We start from the raw sequence: 24,093 nt of genomic DNA on the forward strand, positions 1-24,093 counted from the left end.
TCCATTATTCTAATATTTCATTTATATTTTTCATTTGTTCTGAAATCGTAAACTGAGTTATAAAATTTTTCATTTCTGATTTATCTACTGACATACTATTTTCAAAATAATTAACAATACATTCACAAGCATCATCAGTAGAATTTACAATTTTACCGAATTTACCGTCATTTGAAAGTTCCTTTACTCCTCCAACATCTGTAGAAATGAAAGGAATTCCTAAAGCCAATCCTTCAACAATTGCACCGGAAAATCCCTCTTGTTTAGACATTGAAAACATTAAATTCATTTTTTTTATATATTTATATGGATTCTTTTGATATCCTAAAAAATGAACATACTCTTCCAAATTATCTTTTTGTACAAGCTCTTTTATATGAGCCTCTAATTCTCCTGTACCTAAAAAATATAAATGATACTTTTTATTTAAATTTTTATGTAATTTTTTTATTGTATCATAAACTTCCAATGAACCTTTTAAGTTTTCAATTCTTCCAATTACACAAATCGAATTTTTTTCAATATTAATATCTGTCCTCTCATTTGATTTTTCCAAAATACTTTCAAAATCATAACCATTATAAATTGTCAAGACTTTATCTTTGTATTCCGGATAAACTGAAATTATGGACTCTTTAGTTTTTTCTGATACAGAAATTATTTTATCAACATTTTCTAAATATCTCTTATGATTATTCCTCTTTTGAGAATCTTTTATAAAATCTTCAATACTGCCATGAATCCAAGCAATTTTTTTTATATTCTTATCTTTTGAAAATTCAAATGGCGGATTAATTATAGTAAATGAAATTTCAATATCATATTTTTCTTTAACCATTATTTTTCTTACTAAATTTGGAAAAAATTTTCTTATTCTCCATAAAATAGCTCTTTTTAACTTAGACTGTCTATAGTCTTGCCACGATTTTAATATTCTTATATTGTCATCAACAGGTTCATATCCTTTATCAAAATGCTCGATTTCCAATATATCAATATCATATTTTTCGCTATCAAGATTATTTACAATTGTTGATAATATTTTTTCAGCTCCTCCTCCTAATGAAAAGGACCATAAAAAAAATAATATTTTCGTTTTTTTCAAATAATCACCTTATTTCCAAATATTCTCATAATTCGTATAGCTGTTTTTTAGATCTAAGAAAAGTAAGTCATGATGTGGCATTTGTTTTTCCTTTGGAGGCAATTTCATATAATCTCCAAATGCTGTCTTTAAGTATCCATCATATCCAATAGGAATCGGCATTCTTGTATCTTCAAAGTCAAAATACTTCTTATCTACAAACCATTCTTTTCTATATATCTTTTTCATATAATATGGACCAGAACAAAGTTCTGTAATATATTCTGATTTATCAATTCTATATTTAGTCATTCTTTTTTCTGCGAACTTCCAAATTTTATATCTAATTTTTTTAGATTTAAAAATTGATAATAACAACTTAGAAACTTTTTTCTTTAGCCCACCATGTTTTTCAGGTAAAACTTGAGCACAAAAAAGAGAATAAATTAATCCCCACATTATCTGAAATTTTCGCTTAATTTTCACACTTGGACAACCATCAAGAGGTAAAATATCAAGCGCTATTCCGTGACTTATATTTAAACCTTTTTGATATGGTTTAATAGCAGTAGTTTCATTATCTCTAATAGTAATAAAAAGATTATGATCAACTAAATCTTTATTGGCCTTAACAAGTGAATATTTTTTAGTATCAGCTTTTTCATTCCATAACAAATCTAATTTTTCATAATCTTCTCTAGGCATAAAAAAATCTAAATCATCATCCCAAGGAATAAATCCTGAATGTCTTAAACTACCAATTGCTCCTCCACCACAAAGATAACATAACAAATTATTTTCTTCACAAAATGAAACAAAATATTTTCCCATTTCTAAACTCTTAAGTTGTAACTCTCTTAAATTTATTTCATCCATAATTTATATCATAACCACTAATTAAATGTTCCATTTTGCAACAGTTTTAAAAGGTGTGTTCAAGTCATTTTTAAAAAATCTATGAATATCATCAACACTACTGATTTCATCATCTTCAAACACAATCGACTTAAATCTGTTTTGAATTTTTTTATTTTCAAGCATCTTTACTGCTTCTTGAAAATCAACTCTTCCCGATCTGGAACATCCAATTAATGTTAGTCCTTTCTCCAATATATCTCTAGTATTAATTGCGACTTTATTTTCGCTAACACCCATTAACATAATTGAGCCTTGAGGTTTAATATATTTTATTATATTATTAATAGCATCTTCACTTCCCGGCCCTCCGGCACACTCAAATCCATGATCTGTAGAAAAATCTTCAGGAATATCATCACTTGAATAAACTTCATCTACGAACGAAAAGATTTTTAATTTTTCCAAGTTTCTGCCAATAACAACTATTTTGCTATCAGGAAACTTATACTTTAAAACATTAGCCATAACGAATCCTAAACTTCCGTTTCCAAAAATAGTTATTGTTTCTTTGTTTTCAAGTGAATTTTTTATAAATCTGTCATAAGCGTGAAAACCTACCGAAACAAACTCCAAAATAGATGCTACCGATAAATCAATATCATTAAATTTAACAAGCCTATCTGGAGTAATTTTTACAAATTCCCTCATAAAACCATCATGACCACTAGATAGAAAATAAGAACCCTTCACATAATTTTCATATATACTTTCATCATAAGTACAAGGTGGAGTATTTGGTATCATAGATACCTTATCTCCAACCTTAAAAGTGTTTGTTGGATCAAAAACAACCTCTCCACAAGATTCATGAATTGGAGCCATAGGCAATTTTTTTGCTAATACTTTTGGATCTCTCTTTCCTAAATAATATCTTTGATCAGCATGACACAAAGATACGTATAGTGGTTTTACAATGACTTTATCTCCTAAAAAGCTCTCATCAACATATTTAACTGAGATAAAACCCGGTTTCATTAACTGAAAAATTCTATTTATCATCTTAAATCTCCATAAGCATTGCCTTAGCAATCTTTAAGTCTGTTACAGTAGTAATTTTTATATTTGAAAAATCTCCATTAACTAAAAATACTTTTTCTCCATTTAACACAAATATTTTACAAGCATCAGTTAAAATGTTCTTTTCTTCTTCTGACAATTTATTATAGTATTCCATGAATTTATTAATTTTAAATGTTTGAGGAGTTTGTCCTTGAAACATTGTTTTTCTATCTGGTATTGATGAAATAAACTTTCCATCTTCAGAAGAAACTATAGTATCAAAAGCTGGAACTACAGTATCAATAATATTATATTTTTTACAATTATCTATATTTTCTTCAATCATTTTAATTGAAACAAATGGTCTAACAGCATCATGAGTTATAAGAATATCTTCATCAGACAATCCATTATCCTTATCAATAGCTGAAATAATATTTAAAATTGTAGAATTTCTATCTTTTCCACCATCTACAACAACAATTTTTTCAGATATATAATTATAATCTTTCTCAATTATATCAACGAGATAAGAATTCCAATCAGGATTTACTCCAACATAAATTTTATCTATTTTGTTACATAATAAAAACTTTTCAATAGTATGAATTATAATAGGCTTATCTCCAATATTTAAAAATTGTTTTGGAATATTAGAAATATTCATCCTACTACCTATTCCTCCAGCAAGAATACCTGCATATATCATAGTCTAGTCCTCCTTATTATATGTTTTTAAAAATGATGGGATTTTTAAAAAACCTATCAATGTACCATATCCATAACTAATATGTAAAAGAAAAAATACAATTGGAAGCAATAAGTTGTAGGGATTAAATTTACCTTTAAAAATTGAACTTAAAGACATCAAAATATTCACTATAAGATATGAACCAAATACTAATAAAAATAAATATTTAGTAAAAAATAATGAAATAATTGATATAAAAAGTGCAACTAAAAATGCAAAAGGAACATAATGATATAAATTTAAACACTCAGGACAAATAGCTGTTGTAAGTCCTATCCACATTCCATTAGCTTTCTTTTGTTTAATCATTTTTAGAAGTGAATTCCTTGTATGTTGATATGAAACAATATTATCATCATAGCAAAGTTTATATCCTGCTTTTCTGATTCTATAATGGAATTCATTATCTTCTGTTCGTAATAATTTTTCATTAAAAAAACCAACTTTTTCCAATACTTCTCTTTTATACATTGCATGAAACATTGATTTAACATATTTTTTTCCTGATGCATTTCTAAAAGGTGCAATACTACTCCCAAACATAGAAGATTCCGCTTCTAAAAGCATTCTTTTATAAGCAGTATTTTCGTCAATTATATTTGGCCTTTTACCACCTGAAACATCTTCTCCAGATTTTATGTTCTTAACATTTTTTTCTATAAAATCTCTTGGAATTGAAGAATGTGCATCTATTCTTACTAAAACATCTCCCGTAAAATTTTTTATTACAATATTCCAACCTGCAGACTGAATTTTTTTAGGATTATCTAAAATTTTTACTTCTAAAAAATCATTATTGTCTTTGAAAGTCTGCATAATTTCCTTTGTATTATCTGTAGAAATGCCATCAACTAAAATTATCTCAATTTCATCATGTGGATATGTCTGTAATTTAAAATCTTCAAAAAGAGAAGGTAAAGTTTTTTCCTCGTTCAAGGCAACTACTCCTATGCTAACCTTCATTATTTTTTCCTCCCAAAAATACAGATAAAAATGTTTTAAACATAATCTTAATATCATACCAAAAAGAAAATCTTTCAATATATTCTATATTATATTTCATTTTATCAGGTAAAATATATTTTATATAAATATCATCTACACTGATATTATCATCTAAATGCTTTGATATTATTTCGTCCTCATCTTTATAATTTATGCTGGAATATGACGTAAGTCCTGCTGGCAATAACAAAGTCGCATACATATAATCTGAATATCTTTCAACATATTTTGTAACTTCAGGTCTTGTCCCTACAAAACTCATATCACCTAAAAATATATTAAAAATTTGTGGAAATTCATCTAATCTATATTTCCTCAAAAATTTTCCAACTTTAGTTATCCTCGAATCTGATTTTACAGTTACAAGTGTTCCGATTTTATCAGCGTTTGAAACCATTGTTCTAAATTTAAAAATTTTAAATTTCTTACCATACCTTGTAACTCTTTCCTGTCTATAAAAAACACTACCTTTAGAATCCAATTTTATAGCAATAGAAATTATAAATATCGGAATAAGCAAAATTATTAAAGTTAAGACAGAAAAAATAATGTCAAATATCCTTTTAAAAACCAAACTAAGCCTCTTTTTTGAAACTATTTCATAATACTTCTTTACAGATTCATTTTGAAACTCTTTAGGTAAATCTTTATATTTTATCAAAATATTTTCTCCTTATTTAAACGTCTGTAATATAATAACATATATTTAAAATAAAGTAAAATTAAAGAACCTTAACATCTCCATCATAAACTAAACCACCAACAGTATCTATTGTTACAAGTTGTCCATCTTTAATTATATTTGTTGCATTTTCAGCGCCAATAATTGTTGGAATGTCAAAATGTAATGCAATTATTGCAGCATGTGAAGTCAATCCTCCTGTTTCAACTATAATCCCTGATGCTCTATCAATAAATTCGACAAACTCTCTATCTGTAAATTTAGAAACAATAATATCTCCATCTTTAAATTTATTTTTTAAATCTTCTTCACGATGTATTACGCAAACTTTTCCGGTAATTGATTCTTTTCCTATACCAAGTCCTTTTATCAAAATTTTTCCAACTGTGTGCACTTTAATCAAATTCGTTGTGCCTGCAACTCCGACAGGTATCCCTGCTGTTAAAACAACAGTGTCTCCGTCACTAATATAATTTGCATTTAATGTTGCTGATATAGAACGTTCAATCACTTCATCTGTATGTTCTGATTTTTTTGAAATTAAGCTAGTAACTCCCCAAAATATTTGTAATTTTCTTCTAACTTTTTCAGAATACGTAACAGCAATAATATCAACAAATGGTCTGAATTTTGAAATTGATATTGGTGTAATTCCTGAAGCTGTAGCACAAATAATTGCTTTTGCTCTTAAATTTTCGGCAATTTCTTTTGTACATAAACTTATTGAATTCATAGTATTCAAAATATCATTTCTATTTTTATGTTTTATACTATTTTGAAAATCAAATGAGTTTTCAGTAGTTATAGCAATGCTATTCATTACTTTGACTGCATCTATTGGATATTTTCCGGCGGCAGTTTCCCCTGATAACATAACACAATCACTTCCATCAATAATTGCATTTGCAACATCTGTAACTTCCGCTCTTGTTGGTCTTGGATTTCTAATCATGGAATCTAACATTTGAGTTGCAGTTATTACCGGTTTTCCTATTAAATTACATTTTCTGATTATTTCTTTTTGGATTTTTGGAATAAATTCTGCTTTAATTTCAACTCCTAAGTCTCCTCTAGCAACCATTATTCCATCTGAAGCTTCTATAATTTTATCAATATTTTCAACGCCCTCTTGATTTTCTATTTTAGATATGATTTTGATTTCAGAATTATTTTCATCTAAAATTTTTCTAATTTCATATACATCTTCAGGTTTTCTAACAAAAGATGCTGCAATAAAATCTAAATCATTCTTTATTGCAAATAAAATATCTGATTTATCCTTTTCTGTAATTGAAGGTAAATTTATTATTTCATTCGGTATATTTACACCTTTATTACTCTTTATTACACCATTATTTTTTACAAAGCATTTTATTTCTTTATTAGTTTTAGAAACAACTTCCATTTCAACCAAACCATCATCTACTAAAATTGTTCCTCCAATTTTAACATCACTAGGTAATAATTTATACGAAACGGAACAAATTTCTTGATTTCCTAAAATTTCTTCAGTTGTAAAAGTATAAGTATCTCCTGCTTTTAAAACAACTTCATCAACACTAAATTTCCCAAGCCTAATTTCTGGACCTTTAGTATCGAGCATTATTGCAATAGGTAAATCTAACTCTTTTCTCGCTTGCTTTATATTATCAATTCTAACTTGATGTTCTTCTTTGCTTCCATGTGAAAAATTCAGTCTACAAACATTCATTCCACAAAGCATTAATTCTTTTAAACTTTCAACTGAATCTGAAGCAGGTCCAATCGTACATATTATTTTTGTTTTTTTCATAATTCTCTCCTAAATAGATAATTCATCAACTATATCATATAAATTTTTATTAAATATTTTTTTGCTTGAAACTGCATCTTCAATAAAAATATATTCAATGCTATTATTTCTAAATGCTAAAGCTAAATTGGTCTTATCCTTCAACAATAATTTAACAGCCATACTTCCCATTTGGCTTGCAATAATTCTATCAAATGAACTTGGGGTTCCTCCTCTTTGGATATGTCCAAGAACAGTTACTCTTGTATCAATCTTTGTTTTTTCTTGAATCTGTCTTTTAAGTTCATAAGGACTTAAAATCCCCTCAGTTAAAACTATTATATGGTGTAATTTACCTCTTTTTCTACCAGATACAATTTTATTGCAAACTTTATCTATATCAAAATCGACTTCCGGAACTATTATACTTTCAGCTCCACCAGCCAATCCGGAATTTAGAGCGATATCTCCACATTTTCGTCCCATAACTTCTAATATATTTGCCCTTCCATGTGAAGATGAAGTATCACGAAGTTTCGAAATAGCATCTATAACTGTATTTACTGAAGTGAAAAATCCAATTGTATAATCAGTATATCCCATATCATTATCAATAGTACAAGGTATAGCAATAGTCTTTATTCCATATTTACTTAAAACATTAGCACCACGAAAAGTACCATCTCCTCCTAAAACTACAAGTCCTTCAATACCATTATCTTTTAAACTCTGAACTGCTTTTTCCTGACCATCTTTAGTCATAAATTCTTTACTCCTAGCACTACCTAATATAGTTCCTCCTTTTTGAATTATATCTGCAACACTAGATACATTCATTTCAAAGATGTCTCCTTTTATAAGACCATCATAACCAAACTTAACTCCATAAATTCTAATATTATGATAAATACAGGTTCTTACAACAGCTCTTATTACAGGGTTCATTCCCGGAGAATCTCCTCCACTTGTAAGAATAGCGATTTTTTTCAAAATATCCCTCCATTAATTTATATAAAAACAATCTTTTCCAAAATTGTCTTCTAGCTCAACCAGTAAATTTTCATTTCTCAAATCAAATTTATTTTCTAACTTCAAGGTTTTATGATTAGATGAAATATATAAAATAACTTGATTTTCTCCATTGTATTTTTCTGAAAATTCTCCCAATTTTTTCTTAGTATCATAATTTAAACTATCTAATTTTATATACAATTTCTTAATATAAATATCATATATTTCATCAGCATCTATTATAGTAAAATTAGTATTTCCAAAGGAATTCACAGTTACTTTAACAGATATTTCATAGATTTTCCCTTTATTAATATCTAAATCTTTTACATTTAAAAGTTCAATACTACTTGAAAAATCTTCTACATTTATAATTTTTAATGTCTTATTTTTTTTGCTTTTTCTAGTTTTTACAGAATTTACATAAACTATTACTTTATAAATACCTTTATCTAAAACTTTTAAATCAATAAGCTTCATACTATTTTTAGACTTTATATATTCTTTATAAGAATCTAACGGATGTGCAGAAATATAAAAACCTAAAACATCTTTTTCAAACTCTAGAGTATCATCTTTTGAAAAATTTTTAGATTCAACAAACTTTTCCTGCATAAAATCCGAACTGATTAGAGAAAGTTGTCCTGATAATTCATTCTTACTTTTTGAAACAATTTGTGTAAACAAAGTTTCACAAGAATTTAAAATCTCAATCCGATTTTTTTCTATTTCATCAAAAGCTCCCGACTTTATTAGATTTTCGATTGAAATCAGATTCATATTTTTTGAATCTTTCAATCTTTCCAAAAATTCTTTAAAATTTTTAAATTTTCCTGCTTTTCTTGCCTCTATAATATCTTTAGCTAAAAGTCTATTAAATCCTTTTATCTGAGAAAAACCTACTCTCATACATTTATTTTCTGTACTTATTTTATAAAAACTGAAATTTACACTTGGAAGTAAAATCTTTATTCCCATTCTTTTAATTTCTTGAAAATATAAGAAAAATTGTCTTTCATAATTTATAACAGAATTTAAAAGGCAAACCATATATTCAAGCGGATAATAGTATTTTAAGTATGCGGTCCTATATGCATTTAAAGAATAACAAGCACTATGTGATTTATTAAAAGCATAATTACCAAACTCCACAATTAAATCAAAAATATTTTGTGCAAGTTTTTCATCAACTCCATTTCTAATACAACCTTTAATTTTGATACTTCCATCTAAATTATCCAAGCCATAAATAAATATTTTTCGATTATATTCCATAATGTCCATATGCTTTTTACCGATGGCTTTTCTCAAATTATCAGCTTGTCCCCAAGTATATCCTGCAAGTTCCCTTGCAATCTGCATAACTTGTTCTTGATATACAATAATTCCATAAGTAGATTTTAAATATTTTTCTAAACGTTTATCCAAATATCTAATACCACTAGGATTTCTTTTGTTTTTAATATAATTAGGTATTTGATTCATAGGTCCGGGTCTAAATAGAGAATTTGCAGCAACCAACTCATCAAAATTATCTGCTTTCAAATCTTTCAAAAATAATCTCATCCCCGTACTTTCAAATTGAAAAATTCCAATGGTATCTGCCGTTTTAAATAGGTTTAAAATATTTTTATCATTTAAAGATATTTTTTCGATATCTATATCTCTATTATAATTCTTTTTAACAAGTTTTATTGTATCATCAATTACGGTAAGTGTTCTAAGACCCAAAAAATCCATTTTTAAAAGTCCAAGTTCCTCTAATTCTACCATATTAAACTGTGTTACAATATTTTCTCCACTTTTAGCAAGTGGAATATACTCTGTAAGTTCTTCTTTTGTTATTACAATACCCGCAGCATGAATTGAAATATGTCTATGAAATTTTTCGAATTTTTCAGAAATATTTATCAATTTTTTTATATTAATATCTTCATCATATAATTTTTTTAATTCTAAACTATCTCTTAATGCATTTTTAAAAGTAACATCCAAATTATTTGGAATCAGTTTTGCAACTTTATCCACAGTTGATAATTTATATCCCAAAACTCTACCTATATCTCTTACTGCTGCGCGCGGTTTCATTGTTCCAAAAGTTATAATTTGTGAAACGTGATTTTTCCCATATTTTTTAATTACATAGTCAATAACTTCTTCACGTCTTTCATTACAAAAATCTATATCAAAATCAGGCATTGAAACTCTTTCAGGATTTAAAAATCTTTCAAAAATTAAATCATACTCAATCGGATCAATATCTGTAATCTCTAAACAATAAGCAACAATAGAATTTGCTCCCGACCCTCTTCCGGGTCCTACCGGAATTTTATTTTTCTTAGCAAAATTTACAAAATCCCATACAATTAAGAAGTAATCGGTAAATCCCATCTTATTTATTACTGAAAATTCATAATTTACTCTTTTTTTGATTTCATCAGTTAGATTTTCATATCTTTTTTTCATACCTTCTATAATTAGACTATGTAAATAATCTTCTTTTGTACTAACCCCATCAGGTACTTTATATTCAGGTAAATGATATGTAGAAAAATCAAACTCAACATTACACCTTTGAGCAATCATTTTTGTATTATACATTGAATCTTCAAGTGTAGAAAAAATCTTTAACATTTCTTCTTCACTCTTTAAAAAATATTCAGCCTGAGTAAAATTGTCTTCTTTTAATTCGGATAACAAAACTCCTTTAGAAATACATCTTGCAATTTTAAACAAATTAAAATCCGTATTTTCTAAATAATGAACATCATTTGTTACTACGGTCTCTATATTCACCTCATTTGCAAATTCCAAATATCTATTCATCATCAATTCATCATTTTCTTCAAAATGAAAATTTAATTCCAAAAACAAATCTTCTCTATTGAATAAACTTTTAAAATTTAAAATCTCATTTTTTGCACTCAAAATATCTTCTGAATATAAACATTTTCGAATGAAACTTCTCTTTGAACCAACTATTAAAATTAAATTTTTAGAATATTTTTCAAGTTCATCAAAAGTTATAAATTCTCTATTTCTATTTTCAACAACATACAAATTAGAAACTAATTTACATAAATTTTTATAACCGAGATTATTTTTAGCTAATAAAATTATATTATAAAATTCATTATTTGAGTACGACAAAGTAAGCTCACAGCCAATAATAGGTTTTATAGAATTTTTTTTACATCTTTTATAAAAATCGATAACACCATACATATTGTTATAATCAGTAATAGCCATAGCTTTAAAATTTAATTCTTTTGCTTTTTCTATCAATTTTTCTATCGGATTATAGTTATTCAACAAACTATATTCAGTATGAACATTTAAATGTACAAAATCATTAGCCAAAAATTATCACCTCTTTATTGATTTTACCATATTTTTAATATTTTTTAAATATATTTTACCTAATCACTTTATATTTTTATATTTTTATGTTACAATTTTATAGTACGAAGGGAGAAACGATATGAAATTTACATTAATAACTAATAATATTGATTTATATGAAAAGGTAAAAAATAAAAAAGATCTAGACATAATATTCAATGAAAAATATACATATGGAGATGTTTTAGATATAGTTAAGAAAAAACTGCAAAATGGTTTTGAACTTTCGACTCATCCACTTTGTGGAAGTATAAAACCTAATGAAACTCCTTACAGATCTATTTTAATAACAAAAACAAAAGAACTGGATGTTAATGGAATTATAATAATTGATGAAGCAATAGAAACATATAAAAAATTCCAAAACAATATGAAAACACCATTATGGATCGATAGAGTCCTAAGAGATTTTAGGTATGTTGACTGTAATATACTTGTTCAAACAATAGAAAAATTGGGAATAGAATAAATAACAAAAACACAAAAACCGCTAGATTTACTTAGCGGTTTTCAAGTATATAAATTATTAAAAAGGATCTTCGTCAAAAAAATTTATTATTTTACTAAAGGATTATTTTTCAGAATTCTTTTCTTCATTTTCATCTTTGTCAGTCTCTACAACCTCTTCTTTAGGAAGAACTATTCTAACTTTCTTAACCCTGTGTTCATAAATCGACAAAATATTATAAATAACACCATTATCCTCAATAGTAAGTTTTTCACCATCATTTGGTATATATCCCAAAAGGTACATAAGCATTCCACCTAATGTATCATAATCCTCAGAATTTTCATCAAGTTTTAAATTACAAGCATTATTAACGTCTTCTATTTCACAGGCACCTGTTGCGATAAAATGTCTATCATCTATTTTTTTTATTGCAGGATTAGTTTTCTTATCATATTCGTCATCTATTTCACCCATAACTTCCTCAATTAGGTCTTCCATAGTAACAATTCCCGTAAAACCACCATATTCATCAATTAATACAGCCATTTGATTTCTTGAATTTTTAAGTTCAAGAAATAAATCATTTATATTCTTTCTCTCAGGAATAAAATAAGCCGGCCTTAAAATAGAACGTATATTAACATTTTTAAATCCAACTTTATAAGCCTCTAAGAAAAAATCCTTAATATACAGAATTCCTATTATATTATCAATATCACCTTCATAAACGGGTACCCTCGAATATCTCATTTGCATTAAAGTTTCAAAATCTTTATCAGGTTCATCAATATCAATCATAAAAACTTCAGTTCTAGCAGTCATTACCTCTTCCGCCAAAACATCATCAAAAGAAATAACTCCATCTATCATTTCACGTTCTGTAGGATTAATTATCCCTTGTTCTTGCCCTACCTCTACAATAGATTTTATTTCTTCTAAAGTGACTTTAGCTTCAACTCCACTTGTAGGAATCGAAAAAATCTTCAAAATAACATTTGTAGATAAAGACAATAAATAAACAAAAGGGCTCATAATCTTATAAACAAAATTTATTGTTCCAACAGAAAATAAAGCAAATTTCTCTGCGTTTTGTAAAGCAATTCTCTTAGGTACAAGTTCTCCAAAAACCAAACTAAAAAACGCTAGAATAACAGTTATCAAGACAAAAGAAACTCTATATGCAAATGGAACTGATAAATTTTCTAAAAAATTTCCAAACTTATGCGAAAGTCCAACAGCAGCAGAAGCTGAAGTAAAGAATCCGGCAAAAGTAATTCCAACTTGAATCGTTGATAAAAACTTTGAAGGCTCTTTCAAAAGCTTTTCAACTTTAATAGCCCTCTTATCCCCCTGTTCTGACAAAGTCAATAGTTTTTTCTTATCCATAGAAACAATTGCCATTTCTGATGCAGCAAAAAAAGCATTAACTAAAGTTAATAAAATTAAAATAATAATTTGAAAATAGACCTCGGGTCCACTATCCATAATAACCTCCTAAAACTTATTCATTTAAAAGCATTATATCAAAAATTTTTAAATATTGCAAATAAAATATATTATATTTTTCATTTAAACAATAATACTAAATATTTTTACGTAGATAACTAATACAAAAAAATAAAAAGTGTATAAAAATACACTTTTTACAAAAACATAATATTATAATTATTTTATTAACATTCCACCATAGTTTAAAATAACTTGAGCAAATACTAAAGCTACTACAGTCATTAACTTAATTAAAATATTTAATGATGGACCTGAAGTATCCTTAAATGGATCCCCTACAGTATCACCAACAACTGCTGCTTTATGAGGATCTGAACCTTTACCGCCGTGATGTCCTTCTTCAATATATTTTTTAGCATTATCCCAAGCACCACCAGCATTTGACATAAAGATTGCCATTAAAACGCCTGTTACCAATGAACCTGCTAATAGTCCACCAAGAGCTTCAGCTCCTATCAATAGACCTACTAATACAGGAACTACTACTGCTAATAATCCAGGAATAATCATTTGTTTTAACGCTGCCATTGTAGAAATATCAACACATTTTCTATAATCTGGAGTTCCAGTTCCTTCCATAATTCCAGGAATAGTTTTGAATTGTCTTCTAACTTCTTGAATCATTTCATTTGCAGCATTTCCAACAGCTTCCATAGTTAAAGCTGAGAATAAGAATGGCAACATACCACCAATAAACATTCCGGCTACTACTTGAGGTTTTGTAACATCTATTGAAGTTAATTTTACAGCTTGAGTATATGATGCAAATAATGCTAATGCAGTTAAAGCTGCTGAACCTATTGCAAATCCTTTACCAATAGCTGCTGTAGTATTACCAACTGCATCTAGTTTATCTGTAATATTTCTAACTTCATGAGGTAATTCACACATTTCTGCGATACCGCCTGCATTATCAGCAATTGGACCGTATGCGTCAACAGCAATAGTCATACCACAAGTAGAAAGCATACCTATAGCAGCAACAGAAATACCATATAATCCTTGACCTGCATTTGAAAAACCATTTGATGCTATATATGATACTAAAATACCTATTGCTATTACTACAATAGGACCAGCAGTTGACTTCATTCCAACAGCTAAACCTGAAATAATATTTGTTGATGAACCTGTTTCAGATTCTTCCGCAATATTTTGAACAGGTTTCTTATCTCCTGAAGTATAATATTCAGTAAATTGTGAAATAATTAAACCAACTAAGATACCGGCAACTGAAGAAATAAATGCTGAGTTATTTCCTAAAATTTGTTTACTTAAGAAATATGTAACTATAATAGTTAATACTGAACTAACAATAGTTCCCATATTTAAAGATTTTTGTGGATCTTTATCTCCTCTAACACAGAACAATCCGACTAATGATGCTAAAATACCTGTTGCAGCAAGAGCTAATGCAAATATGATACCTTCTTTTCCAAATGCAACTGAACCAAGTGTAATACCAGAAAGAATTGAACCTACATAAGATTCAAAAAGGTCAGCTCCCATACCTGCAACGTCACCTACATTATCCCCTACATTATCTGCTATAACTGCAGGATTTCTTGGATCATCTTCAGGAATTCCGGCTTCAACCTTACCTACAAGGTCCGCTCCAACGTCAGCAGCTTTAGTGTAGATACCACCACCAACTCTTCCGAACAAAGCAATAGATGATGCACCAAAACTGAATCCTGTTACAATATTAACATCTCCTACTAAGAAGTAGCAAACTGTCATACCTAAAATACCTAATCCAACTACAGAAAGTCCCATTACAGCTCCACCAGAAAATGCTGTTTGAAGTGCTTTTCCCATTCCATATTCTTTAGCAGCATTTGCAGTTCTAACATTTGCTTTTGTAGCAGCTTTCATTCCAAAAAAACCTGCTAAAATAGAACAAATTGAACCGGCTAAGAAACAAACTGCTGTAAGTAAATTAATGGCTACTCCTAAAATAATTGCAACAACAACAACGAATATAGCTAAATACTTATATTCACGAACTAAGAAAGCCATCGCACCTTCTTGAATGTAACCTGATATTTCTTTCATTCTTTCATTACCAGGTTCAATTTTTGTAATGCTTAAATATTTAATATAAGCAAACACAAGCGCAATAACCCCAACGGCAATTGCACAATAAAAAATCAAATTAGTATCCATTTTTTCCTCCTAAATTTTTTATTTAATCGCAGCCATAGCAATAGCTACTATAAAAAACACAATTGATGCTATAATAGTAATTTGACTTAAGTAAGCATCTTTAGTTTTTTTACCACCTTTTCCTGAAATATTAGTTTCTCCAGTCAAAGATGCTACTCCATCAGACTTCGATTCTTGCATAAGAACTGCAACTATTATCACAATACTAGCAATAAACAATATTATTTCCATAAAAACTTGCATAACACACCTCCGTTACATCCATAATTAACCTGCTACTTATGATAACACATTTACAAGTAAAAATCAACTTAAAATATTGATTTTTAAGTTGATTCTAAAAATAAATTAAAATTAAATAACTAGATAGTATAAATGGGACTAGTGGTATTTCTTGATGTTTAAAAGTTTGTAATTTCCTTACGAATATATACTTTATGAAATAAAAAATTCCTGCAATTACAAAAGCGAACAAACCGATATTAAAAACTGTATACCAATCAGTTGAAAGTCCAATTAAAGATAATACATAGATATCGCCTATCCCAAATGCTTCCATTCCATAAAATAGTTTAGATAAAATATAAATAATCCCATACAAAAGAATCCCGGAAATCAGTCCAAAAACAGAAATTTTAATATAATTACCATATATATTAAAAAATATGATAGGACAAGCAAAACTCAAAATTATATCTAAAAAAATATTTTTACAAATAATATCTGTAACTGAACAAATATATATACATAAAAAACAAAGTAAATTTATTATGTATAATACATTATTATTCAAAAATAAAGATATTAAGTATAAGTTAACAAAAAATATTATTATAAAATTTATTAAATTATAATATTTTTTTATATTTCTAATTGAAACCTTAATCCTTTCTTTTTTATTCAAAAAGTTTAAATCTATTGATGAAACAAATAAACAAACAAAAAAACTAAGTATCCCACCTACAAAGTACATATTAATATTTTCTTTCTATCTTTGCATCTTTCATCAAAGCATCCATTTTTTTCACATAAGCTATTTGTTCTTTGGCTTTTACTATATTTTTTCTAATTTCATCTTTAACTGTTTCCAAATCTAGTTGTTCAGGTTCTGTTTTTGATTCCAGCATAATTAAGTGGTATCCAAATTGTGTTTTTACAGGTTTAGTAATTTCTCCTACTCTTGCATCTATACAGGCATTTTCAAACTCCAATACCATTTGTCCTTGAGAAAATTCTCCTAAATCTCCCCCCACTTCTTTAGAAGGGCACATAGAATATTTTTTTGCTAATTCTTCAAATTCTTCTCCATTTTCACAAAGCTTCTTTAACTCATCTGCTTTTTCTTCACTTTCAACTAAGATATGTTTAGCTTTAAAAGTATATCTACTCTTAAATAAATTTTTATTTTCTTCATAGTATTTTTTTATTTCCTCATCAGAAACTTTTATATCACCAAATAATTCGTTTAAGAAATGTTTTGCTAAAATTGAGCGTGTAATTTCATTAATTTCCTTTACGAATGCTTCACTTTCATTTAACTTTCTATTATAACAATCTTGAATTATAAGCTCTTGTTTTACAAGTTCTTCACATAATTGTTTTTTACCTTCAGGATTTTTATATGGTAACGCTCTATCCCCCATTAATTCTATAAACCTGTCAACGTCACTCTCTAAAATTTCTACTCCATTCACAATTGCCATTACTTTACTTTCCATAAATATTTCCTCCTTAAATTAGTTTAATTCCATTACCTTCAAATTTAACTTTTTCATTTTTTAAAAGTCTTCCTACTGCTTTTTTAAAAGATGATTTACTCATCCCGCAAATATCTTTAATTTTATCAGGATCACTTTTATCATTTAAGTCTAAAAAACCTCCTCTATCTTTGATAATATTAAAAAGAATATCAGCATTATCATTTATTTCAATATGAGAAAGATTTTTTAAAACCAAATTTAAACGACCATCTTTTTTTACTTTTGAAATTCTAAAATTAATTGGTTCTCCAATTTCTAAAACTCCAACTATGTCTTTATTTTCAATCATTGCATCATATTTTTTATCTACAGCAACAAAAGCACCATAATCTTTATGAATTGAATAAATAATTCCTTCAACCCATTCACCTTCCTTATATGGTGAATCAGAAGTTAAATAATCTCTCATCTTCATTGTTGCACAAAGTCTTTCCGACTTATCAATATATAAAGCAACTAAATATTTTCTTCCTTTTTCAAGTTTCATAGATTGTTCTTTAAAAGGTAAAAATAATTCTTTTTCAAGTCCCCAATCTAAAAAAGCTCCAATTTTTGAAATATCCATCACTTCTAAAGTTTCAAGTTTTCCTAAAGAAATTTTCGGAATTTTTCTTGTAGCAACAAATCTGGCTTGATTATCTTTATAGACAAAAACCTCAATTTCATCACCAATCTTATCTGTTTCTAGGACTTCCTTTTTAGGTAGTAAAATATCTAGTTTTTCATTTTTTATTTCTTTAAGTCCAATATAAGCACCATTATTTTTAAAGCGCTTTATAAATAATTTTTGAAATTCTCCTAAATTATACATGTTTTCTCCTTTATCTCAAATTTTCACTATAAAATTATTATACAATTAAATCTTTTTAATAACTTAATTAAGGCAATTATGATAAAATTGCCATATCTTTATCATACACCATAAAACTACAGTAATTATACCATAATTTCTCTTTGATTGCTAAAATTAAGGTTATTATAATAAAATTACTATACCTTTATCATATGACGTAAAGCTACAGTAATTATATCATAATAGTTTAATTAATGTAAGCATAATATAGAAAAAATTACTGATACATTTTGAAATATAATCAAAATGTAGTATAATATTTATGTGAATACTTACTAAATAAGGAGTTTAAATATGTTTTGTATAAAAAAAAGATTTATTTTGATTTTATTTTCAATTTTTATGCTAGTATCATGTAGTAAAACAGGCACTAAAAATGTTGATAAGGTAAATAATGAGATAAAAAATTCAACTTCTCAATTTTCCCTAAATACAGAAGAATTAGCTGTATTAGAAAAACCTTATAGAGATTTTTCAGACGAAGACAAAAAAATATTTAATAAAATATTAGAAAAGTATAATAAATTTAAAGAAAATTCATCTAATGATATAGCATTTGAAACAAAAATATTGGAAAAGCTTGAAGAAATAGAAAATTTTTATGGCAAAAAATATATAAATTTTAAAAATGAATCTTCAATAAATGTAAAAGTAGAAGAAAAGTTATTAAATCAAAACACAAAAACAGAACTTAGTAAAAAAGAATTTTCTTATGATAATTATTTAATAAAACTAACCGGTAAGGGTAATTTCAAATATTCTGTGGATAAAAGAATAATCTGTGAAGAAACTCTAAAAGAAAATGAAAAACCTAGATATGTGCGAATTAAGATTTTAGAAAATTCTAATGTTGAATTTAATGGAAATATTATAGGTATTATTTTTAAAGATAATATTAAATATGATGACTTTAAAAATCTGCCAAGTGGAATTTTTAGTATAGAAACTGATTTAAAACAAGGAACTTATAAAATATCAAATACAACAAAAGATACAATTATAAAAACTATTTCAAAAAATAATGAGGTTAAAATTTTAAATCTACAAGAATCACACGAAATAAAATTAGAAAATGAAATGAAATTAATAATTTCAGGAGTAGATTATATAACATTAGAAAAAATTGATTAAGTTAAAAAGGAGACTTTGAACAGTCTCCTCTTTTAATTATCAAAATAGCAAGATTTCCAAACTCCAACCCGATGAAGTATCATGAAAGGATGGAATTCTTATTTTAATGATTTAGGCTTTCCGATAATCTCTGAATAGAGTACAGCTTTTGATAGACTTTCTTTACCTTTTATAATAAACTTTTTAGTCTTTCTTTCTATCAATTCATCTAAAGATTGAATATCTTTTCTCAATGTAACTCTTTCTGTTTTTCGAGAATTATACATCTGACCTTGACCTTCAATAGAAGTATTCATAATACTCTTACCTTCAATAGAAGTTGTCATAGCCGTCTTACCTTCATAAGAATAATTTTCTAGAGTATTTCCTTCAAAAGTAGAAGTCATAACACTCGTACCTTCAGGGCTCTCATAATCTTCGAAATTATTATTCTTATGACTCTTATTTTTTTTATTCTTGTTATTTTTCTTAGCTTTAGACTTATTTGATGTTTTTGCATGATTACTTTTACGTTCATCAATTCCCACTTCATCAATTTGAGTCTTTATATTATTAATCTCAGATTTTAAATCATCAATAAAAGACAAAAAGCCTTTTTCTTTTTTCATAGAAATTCACCTCTATTCTGAAAGTGATTCTCTCATTTTAGTATCAGATTTTAAATTCTTTAACTTTTCATATTCAAATACAGAAATATTTCCTTCTTCAAATGCTTTTGCAATAGCAAGTGGAATTTTACTTTCTGATTCAACAACTTTCGCCTTCATTTCTTCAATCTTAGCTTTATTTTCTTGTTCAACTGCAACAGCCATTGCACGTCTTTCTTCTGCTTTGGCTTGTGCTATTTTCTTGTCAGCTTCAGCTTGATCTGCTTGCAATTGAGCACCTATATTTCTACCAATATCCACATCTGCAATATCAATAGATAAAATTTCAAATGCTGTTCCTAAATCCAATCCTTTTTTCAAAACAGTTTCTGAAATAGCATCAGGATTTTCAAGCACTAAGCTGTGCCTTTCTGCACTACCTACAGTAGTAACTATACCTTCTCCAACTCTCGCTATGATAGTTTCTTCTCCAGCTCCACCTATAAGTCTTGAAATATCAGCCCTAACAGTAACTTTTGCTATAACTATCACTTCAATACCATTCATTGCAACTGCTGCAATTTTTGGAGTATTGATAACTTTAGGATTTACACTGACTTGAACGGCTTCCAACACATCACGTCCGGCAAGGTCAATTGCTGTTGCCATTTCAAAAGTCAATTCAATATTAGCCTTTTGAGCTGCAATCAAAGCATCAACAACATTATTTACATTACCTCCTGCCAAATAATGTGCTTCTAATTCTGAAATGTTAATTTTAACATTAGCCTTTGTTGCTTTAATCAATGGATAGATAATTTTTGACGCTCTAACTCTTCTAAGTTTCATTCCAATAAGGTTCGAAATTTTAACTTTAACTCCACTGAATAAAGCCGTAATCCAAAGTCCTACGGGAACAAAATAAAAGAATCCAAACACCAAAACCACTATTAAAATAACAATAATGCTATTAGTTGTTGGTAACACTTTCATAATTGTTTGTGGTAACATCTTCATAATTAAGTCCTCCATAATTTATTTACACTTCCGTGTATGATTATATTATATCACTTTTTATAAAAAATTCAATAAAAAAAGAAACCAATTTATAAAATTGATTTCTAAACGTCATCCGTTTCACATTTTATTTTTGCACTGATTTCATTATTATTTATTTCAAGTTCATCAACTAAATGTTTAACAATTCTAAGTCCACGACCTGAAGTGGTCGTATTAATATCTTTATTTTCATTAAATATGTAATTTATTCCATCTCCCTCATCTTTAACATTTATATGTATACAGTCCATATTAACACAGACTTTTAAGTTTATACCCTTTTCTTTGTTACATTTATTTCCATGTTCATAACTATTTATAACTATTTCATTTATAACTATTCGGATATTAAACATTAATTCTTCATCTCTAATAACACTTGACAATTTCCCCAAAATAAAGGAAACTGCTTCATCAATATCATCCAAATCACTTTTAATAACCTTAACGTACTCAAAGTCCATATTTTTCTCCTAACCTTTAATAATTGGTATATACCCAATCAAAAATAATTATTAACATTTTTTAACTTTTTATTTGCATATTTAAAGATTTTCTAATATAATATATACATCATGAGGTGATTAATATGTTTTTTAAAAATAAGAATTTATATAAAATAGATTTATTTATACTGATATCGTTGATTTTAATAATACTAATAGGATTAGTAAATTTATATAGTGCAACAATAAGTTTAAAGAGGAATTTTATGTTGTCGCAAATAGTTGCTACAATTTTAGGTTTCGTCTTAATGTTTATATTAATTGCAGTAAATATAAAATTTTTAAAAAGACTATATTTACCGATTTATATAGTTTCAATAGCACTATTAATATTAGTACTTATAATTGGTACAGGAGATTCCGTAGGAGCAAGAAGTTGGATTAAATTCGGTCCTATTTCTTTTCAACCATCAGAATTTGTAAAACTTGGGATGATTATTTGTTTAGCTACAGTTATTGAAAAAAATAGTGCTAAATTAAACGAGCCGAAAACTCTAATAAAAGTTCTAATATTTGCTTTTATTCCGGTTGGATTAGTTCTAATGCAACCAGACTTTGGAACTGCATTTGTTTTTATATTGGTAATTGGGTCAATGCTATTTGTAGCAGGAATAAGTCTAAGACTCGTAGTTTATACATTACTCGCTGCAGTAGCAAGTTTGCCTGCTTTTTATTTTAGTTTATCACCATACCAAAAAAATAGAATTTTAAACTTTTTACATCCTGAAAGAGATATTACAAATACAGGTTATCAAGCGGTTCAAGGAAAAATAGCTGCAGGTTCAGGAAAATTTATAGGAAGAGGACTGTTTAAAGGTCCTCAAAATCAATTTAATTTTATACCTGAAAAACAAACAGATTATATTTTTCCGGTTTTTGTTGAAGAAATGGGATTCGTTGGTGGAACAATTTTAATCGGATTATATACAATTATGTTGTATAGATTTGTTAAACTTTCTAAAAAGACAGCAAATAAATTCAATCAAATGTTAATTATTGGAATATGTGCAATGTTTTTAGCACATATATTTGAAAATATAGGAATGACAATAGGACTAATGCCAATAACAGGCATTCCACTTCCGTTTTTAAGTTATGGTGGAACTTTTCAATTAGTAAATTTAATAGCAATGGGAATAGTATTATCTATATCTTGTGAAAAAACTCCACTTGATTTTATGTAAAACATATTTAATTTTTATTTTTTATATTAAACTATTCTGAATTAATGAACATAAAAACTCGATGCATTTTTGCACCGAGTTTTTATAATTCATAATAGTTTTTTTCGGTTGATAGATAATCTACTACTCTTACTACTTTATTCCCCTCGAGATAGACCCTCGGAATTCTCATGTTTATTCTACAAATTAAGTCATAGACATTTGTATTCGCAATTTTTGCAATCTCAAAAATATCAAGCTTCATATCTTTGTATTCTCCATAAAGTAAGGCTGTATCTCCTATTTTTACATCATCAATATCAGAAATATCTATCATAGTTTGATCCATACAAACTTTTCCTAAAATCTTAGCCTTTTTATTATTTATCATAACATACCCTTTATTGCTTAATTCGTAAGGGTATCCATCTGCATATCCTATTGAAATGGTAGCAACTTTGATAGTTCTATCTGCACAAAAAGTCCTACCATATCCAACCGTATCACCCTTATGAATATATTTTATATTACTCACTGTACTAACAAAACTCACAACAGTATCCATTTTCATTTTAGAATTATCTTTTACATATTCTGAAGGGTAGTGACCATATATTCCAATTCCAACTCTAACCATATCATAATAATAATCATGAAGCAATGCTCCGCCATCATTAGCAATATGTAACATTGGTATTTTTAGATTTTCTTCTTCTAAAATATGTTTAACTTTTTCAAATCTTTCAACTTGTAATTTTGTAAATGAAAAATCATCAATATCAGAAACGCATAAATGTGAGAACATTCCCTTTACAATAATATGCTTCATAGAATAAATTTCTTTTAAATAATCTTTTAATTTATCATCAATTAAAAAACCAAGTCTATTCATTCCAGTATCTATTTTGATGTGTATTTTACATTTTTTTCTACATTTCGCTGAAATTTCATTTAACTCTCTTATCATTTCTATATTATATACTGTTAAATCTACATTATTCTTTATTAACTTTTCAAATAATGCATTTGGAACATAACCTAAAATTAAAATAGGTAATTTTATTTTCTTTTTTCTAAGCTCCATAGCCTCTGAAAAGTTTGCAACACAAAAATAATCTGCTCCTTGTTTTTGCAAAAATTCAGCGACAGTACAAGCACCAAGCCCATACGCATTTGCTTTTAAAACTATTCCTACTTTTGCTCCATTACATTTTTCTTTTATTTTTAAAAAATTATTTTTTAATTTATCTAAATTAACAAAAATCAAAGATTGATTTTCATACAT

22 protein-coding genes are annotated in these 24,093 nt (G+C 27.3%); 3 read left to right on the top strand and 19 right to left on the bottom strand.

The genetic code is table 11. From position 1 onward, the window contains the following. Positions 1-4 precede the first annotated feature (4 nt). The 9 genes from VJI94_RS01645 to dnaE form a co-directional block, all read right to left on the bottom strand. Positions 5-1,105 carry a glycosyltransferase gene (locus tag VJI94_RS01645; RefSeq protein ID WP_324008085.1) on the bottom strand — a complete coding sequence of 367 codons (1,101 nt, stop codon included), beginning with the start codon at positions 1,103-1,105 and terminating at the stop codon, positions 5-7. Between the two features lie 9 nt (positions 1,106-1,114). Continuing rightward, complete coding sequence (locus VJI94_RS01650; protein ID WP_324008086.1) at positions 1,115-1,960, bottom strand: LicD family protein; 846 nt, start codon at positions 1,958-1,960, stop codon at positions 1,115-1,117. 21 nt (positions 1,961-1,981) lie between these two features. After that, the gene (locus VJI94_RS01655) at positions 1,982-3,001 is read right to left on the bottom strand and encodes an alcohol dehydrogenase catalytic domain-containing protein (RefSeq protein ID WP_324008088.1); all 1,020 of its coding nucleotides are present in this window, start codon (positions 2,999-3,001) and stop codon (positions 1,982-1,984) included. A 1-nt stretch (position 3,002) separates the two neighbouring features. Then, positions 3,003-3,710, bottom strand: coding sequence for a 2-C-methyl-D-erythritol 4-phosphate cytidylyltransferase (locus tag VJI94_RS01660; RefSeq protein ID WP_269754532.1), 708 nt, complete (start codon positions 3,708-3,710; stop codon positions 3,003-3,005). Positions 3,711-3,713: 3 nt separating this feature from the next. Next, a complete protein-coding gene (locus VJI94_RS01665; RefSeq protein WP_314719777.1) occupies positions 3,714-4,715 on the bottom strand; it encodes a glycosyltransferase family 2 protein in 1,002 nt (333 codons plus the stop codon). Further along, positions 4,705-5,418 (bottom strand): sugar transferase, encoded by a 714-nt coding sequence (locus VJI94_RS01670; RefSeq protein WP_004833292.1) that lies wholly within the window; start codon positions 5,416-5,418, stop codon positions 4,705-4,707. The genes VJI94_RS01665 and VJI94_RS01670 overlap by 11 nt, the downstream gene beginning before the upstream one ends. A gap of 61 nt (positions 5,419-5,479) precedes the next feature. Beyond that, positions 5,480-7,231 (bottom strand): pyruvate kinase, encoded by a 1,752-nt coding sequence (gene pyk, locus VJI94_RS01675; RefSeq protein ID WP_324008089.1) that lies wholly within the window; start codon positions 7,229-7,231, stop codon positions 5,480-5,482. A gap of 9 nt (positions 7,232-7,240) precedes the next feature. Then, positions 7,241-8,200, bottom strand: coding sequence for a 6-phosphofructokinase (gene pfkA, locus VJI94_RS01680; protein ID WP_248109548.1), 960 nt, complete (start codon positions 8,198-8,200; stop codon positions 7,241-7,243). Positions 8,201-8,212: 12 nt separating this feature from the next. Then, entirely contained in the window at positions 8,213-11,581 is a 3,369-nt protein-coding gene (gene dnaE / locus VJI94_RS01685; protein WP_324008090.1) for a DNA polymerase III subunit alpha, read from the bottom strand. Positions 11,582-11,702: 121 nt separating this feature from the next. Between dnaE and VJI94_RS01690 the strand changes: the two genes are divergently transcribed. Then, complete coding sequence (locus VJI94_RS01690; protein ID WP_004833288.1) at positions 11,703-12,092, top strand: GrdX family protein; 390 nt, start codon at positions 11,703-11,705, stop codon at positions 12,090-12,092. Between the two features lie 102 nt (positions 12,093-12,194). On the opposite strand, the gene VJI94_RS01695 is transcribed toward VJI94_RS01690, so the two are convergent. The 6 genes from VJI94_RS01695 to VJI94_RS01720 form a co-directional block, all read right to left on the bottom strand. Continuing rightward, the gene (locus tag VJI94_RS01695) at positions 12,195-13,559 is read right to left on the bottom strand and encodes a hemolysin family protein (protein WP_269755555.1); all 1,365 of its coding nucleotides are present in this window, start codon (positions 13,557-13,559) and stop codon (positions 12,195-12,197) included. A gap of 180 nt (positions 13,560-13,739) precedes the next feature. Then, the gene (locus tag VJI94_RS01700; protein WP_029949100.1) at positions 13,740-15,749 is read right to left on the bottom strand and encodes a sodium-translocating pyrophosphatase; all 2,010 of its coding nucleotides are present in this window, start codon (positions 15,747-15,749) and stop codon (positions 13,740-13,742) included. 18 nt (positions 15,750-15,767) lie between these two features. Beyond that, complete coding sequence (gene secG, locus VJI94_RS01705) at positions 15,768-15,992, bottom strand: preprotein translocase subunit SecG (protein WP_004833285.1); 225 nt, start codon at positions 15,990-15,992, stop codon at positions 15,768-15,770. Positions 15,993-16,086: 94 nt separating this feature from the next. After that, entirely contained in the window at positions 16,087-16,722 is a 636-nt protein-coding gene (locus VJI94_RS01710; RefSeq protein ID WP_324008091.1) for a prepilin peptidase, read from the bottom strand. A gap of 1 nt (position 16,723) precedes the next feature. Next, complete coding sequence (locus tag VJI94_RS01715; protein ID WP_004833282.1) at positions 16,724-17,467, bottom strand: peptidylprolyl isomerase; 744 nt, start codon at positions 17,465-17,467, stop codon at positions 16,724-16,726. 13 nt (positions 17,468-17,480) lie between these two features. Beyond that, a complete protein-coding gene (locus VJI94_RS01720; protein ID WP_324008092.1) occupies positions 17,481-18,320 on the bottom strand; it encodes a S1 RNA-binding domain-containing protein in 840 nt (279 codons plus the stop codon). 336 nt (positions 18,321-18,656) lie between these two features. Here VJI94_RS01720 and VJI94_RS01725 point away from each other — a divergent pair, with 336 nt between their 5' ends. Beyond that, complete coding sequence (locus tag VJI94_RS01725) at positions 18,657-19,493, top strand: hypothetical protein (protein WP_324008093.1); 837 nt, start codon at positions 18,657-18,659, stop codon at positions 19,491-19,493. 98 nt (positions 19,494-19,591) lie between these two features. On the opposite strand, the gene VJI94_RS01730 is transcribed toward VJI94_RS01725, so the two are convergent. From VJI94_RS01730 to VJI94_RS01740, 3 genes are all read right to left on the bottom strand, one after another. Continuing rightward, positions 19,592-20,101 carry a hypothetical protein gene (locus VJI94_RS01730; RefSeq protein ID WP_041954017.1) on the bottom strand — a complete coding sequence of 170 codons (510 nt, stop codon included), beginning with the start codon at positions 20,099-20,101 and terminating at the stop codon, positions 19,592-19,594. 12 nt (positions 20,102-20,113) lie between these two features. Then, positions 20,114-21,097, bottom strand: a complete 984-nt coding sequence (gene floA / locus VJI94_RS01735; protein ID WP_269470969.1) for a flotillin-like protein FloA — start codon at positions 21,095-21,097, stop codon at positions 20,114-20,116. A gap of 104 nt (positions 21,098-21,201) precedes the next feature. Further along, positions 21,202-21,603 (bottom strand): ATP-binding protein, encoded by a 402-nt coding sequence (locus VJI94_RS01740; protein ID WP_004833277.1) that lies wholly within the window; start codon positions 21,601-21,603, stop codon positions 21,202-21,204. Between the two features lie 125 nt (positions 21,604-21,728). On the opposite strand from VJI94_RS01740, the gene rodA reads away from it, so the two are divergent. After that, positions 21,729-22,829, top strand: a complete 1,101-nt coding sequence (gene rodA / locus VJI94_RS01745; RefSeq protein WP_004833276.1) for a rod shape-determining protein RodA — start codon at positions 21,729-21,731, stop codon at positions 22,827-22,829. An 82-nt stretch (positions 22,830-22,911) separates the two neighbouring features. Here rodA and alr read toward each other — a convergent pair whose 3' ends face one another. Further along, a complete protein-coding gene (gene alr, locus VJI94_RS01750; protein ID WP_004833275.1) occupies positions 22,912-24,093 on the bottom strand; it encodes an alanine racemase in 1,182 nt (393 codons plus the stop codon).

Source organism: Parvimonas sp. D9 (genome assembly GCF_035282565.1).
Classification (GTDB): domain Bacteria; phylum Bacillota; class Clostridia; order Tissierellales; family Peptoniphilaceae; genus Parvimonas; species Parvimonas micra.

Coding starts and splice junctions, on each gene's coding strand:
- VJI94_RS01650 (WP_324008086.1), bottom strand. CDS start 1,960: ATGGATGAAATAAATTTAAGAGAGTTACAACTTAAGAGTTTAGAAATG.
- VJI94_RS01655 (WP_324008088.1), bottom strand. CDS start 3,001: ATGATAAATAGAATTTTTCAGTTAATGAAACCGGGTTTTATCTCAGTT.
- VJI94_RS01660 (WP_269754532.1), bottom strand. CDS start 3,710: ATGATATATGCAGGTATTCTTGCTGGAGGAATAGGTAGTAGGATGAAT.
- VJI94_RS01665 (WP_314719777.1), bottom strand. CDS start 4,715: ATGAAGGTTAGCATAGGAGTAGTTGCCTTGAACGAGGAAAAAACTTTA.
- pyk (WP_324008089.1), bottom strand. CDS start 7,231: ATGAAAAAAACAAAAATAATATGTACGATTGGACCTGCTTCAGATTCA.
- VJI94_RS01690 (WP_004833288.1), top strand. CDS start 11,703: ATGAAATTTACATTAATAACTAATAATATTGATTTATATGAAAAGGTA.
- VJI94_RS01695 (WP_269755555.1), bottom strand. CDS start 13,559: ATGGATAGTGGACCCGAGGTCTATTTTCAAATTATTATTTTAATTTTA.
- VJI94_RS01700 (WP_029949100.1), bottom strand. CDS start 15,749: ATGGATACTAATTTGATTTTTTATTGTGCAATTGCCGTTGGGGTTATT.
- secG (WP_004833285.1), bottom strand. CDS start 15,992: ATGCAAGTTTTTATGGAAATAATATTGTTTATTGCTAGTATTGTGATA.
- VJI94_RS01710 (WP_324008091.1), bottom strand. CDS start 16,722: ATGTACTTTGTAGGTGGGATACTTAGTTTTTTTGTTTGTTTATTTGTT.
- VJI94_RS01715 (WP_004833282.1), bottom strand. CDS start 17,467: ATGGAAAGTAAAGTAATGGCAATTGTGAATGGAGTAGAAATTTTAGAG.
- VJI94_RS01720 (WP_324008092.1), bottom strand. CDS start 18,320: ATGTATAATTTAGGAGAATTTCAAAAATTATTTATAAAGCGCTTTAAA.
- VJI94_RS01725 (WP_324008093.1), top strand. CDS start 18,657: ATGTTTTGTATAAAAAAAAGATTTATTTTGATTTTATTTTCAATTTTT.
- VJI94_RS01730 (WP_041954017.1), bottom strand. CDS start 20,101: ATGAAAAAAGAAAAAGGCTTTTTGTCTTTTATTGATGATTTAAAATCT.
- floA (WP_269470969.1), bottom strand. CDS start 21,097: ATGAAGATGTTACCACAAACAATTATGAAAGTGTTACCAACAACTAAT.
- VJI94_RS01740 (WP_004833277.1), bottom strand. CDS start 21,603: ATGGACTTTGAGTACGTTAAGGTTATTAAAAGTGATTTGGATGATATT.
- rodA (WP_004833276.1), top strand. CDS start 21,729: ATGTTTTTTAAAAATAAGAATTTATATAAAATAGATTTATTTATACTG.
- alr (WP_004833275.1), bottom strand. CDS start 24,093: ATGTATGAAAATCAATCTTTGATTTTTGTTAATTTAGATAAATTAAAA.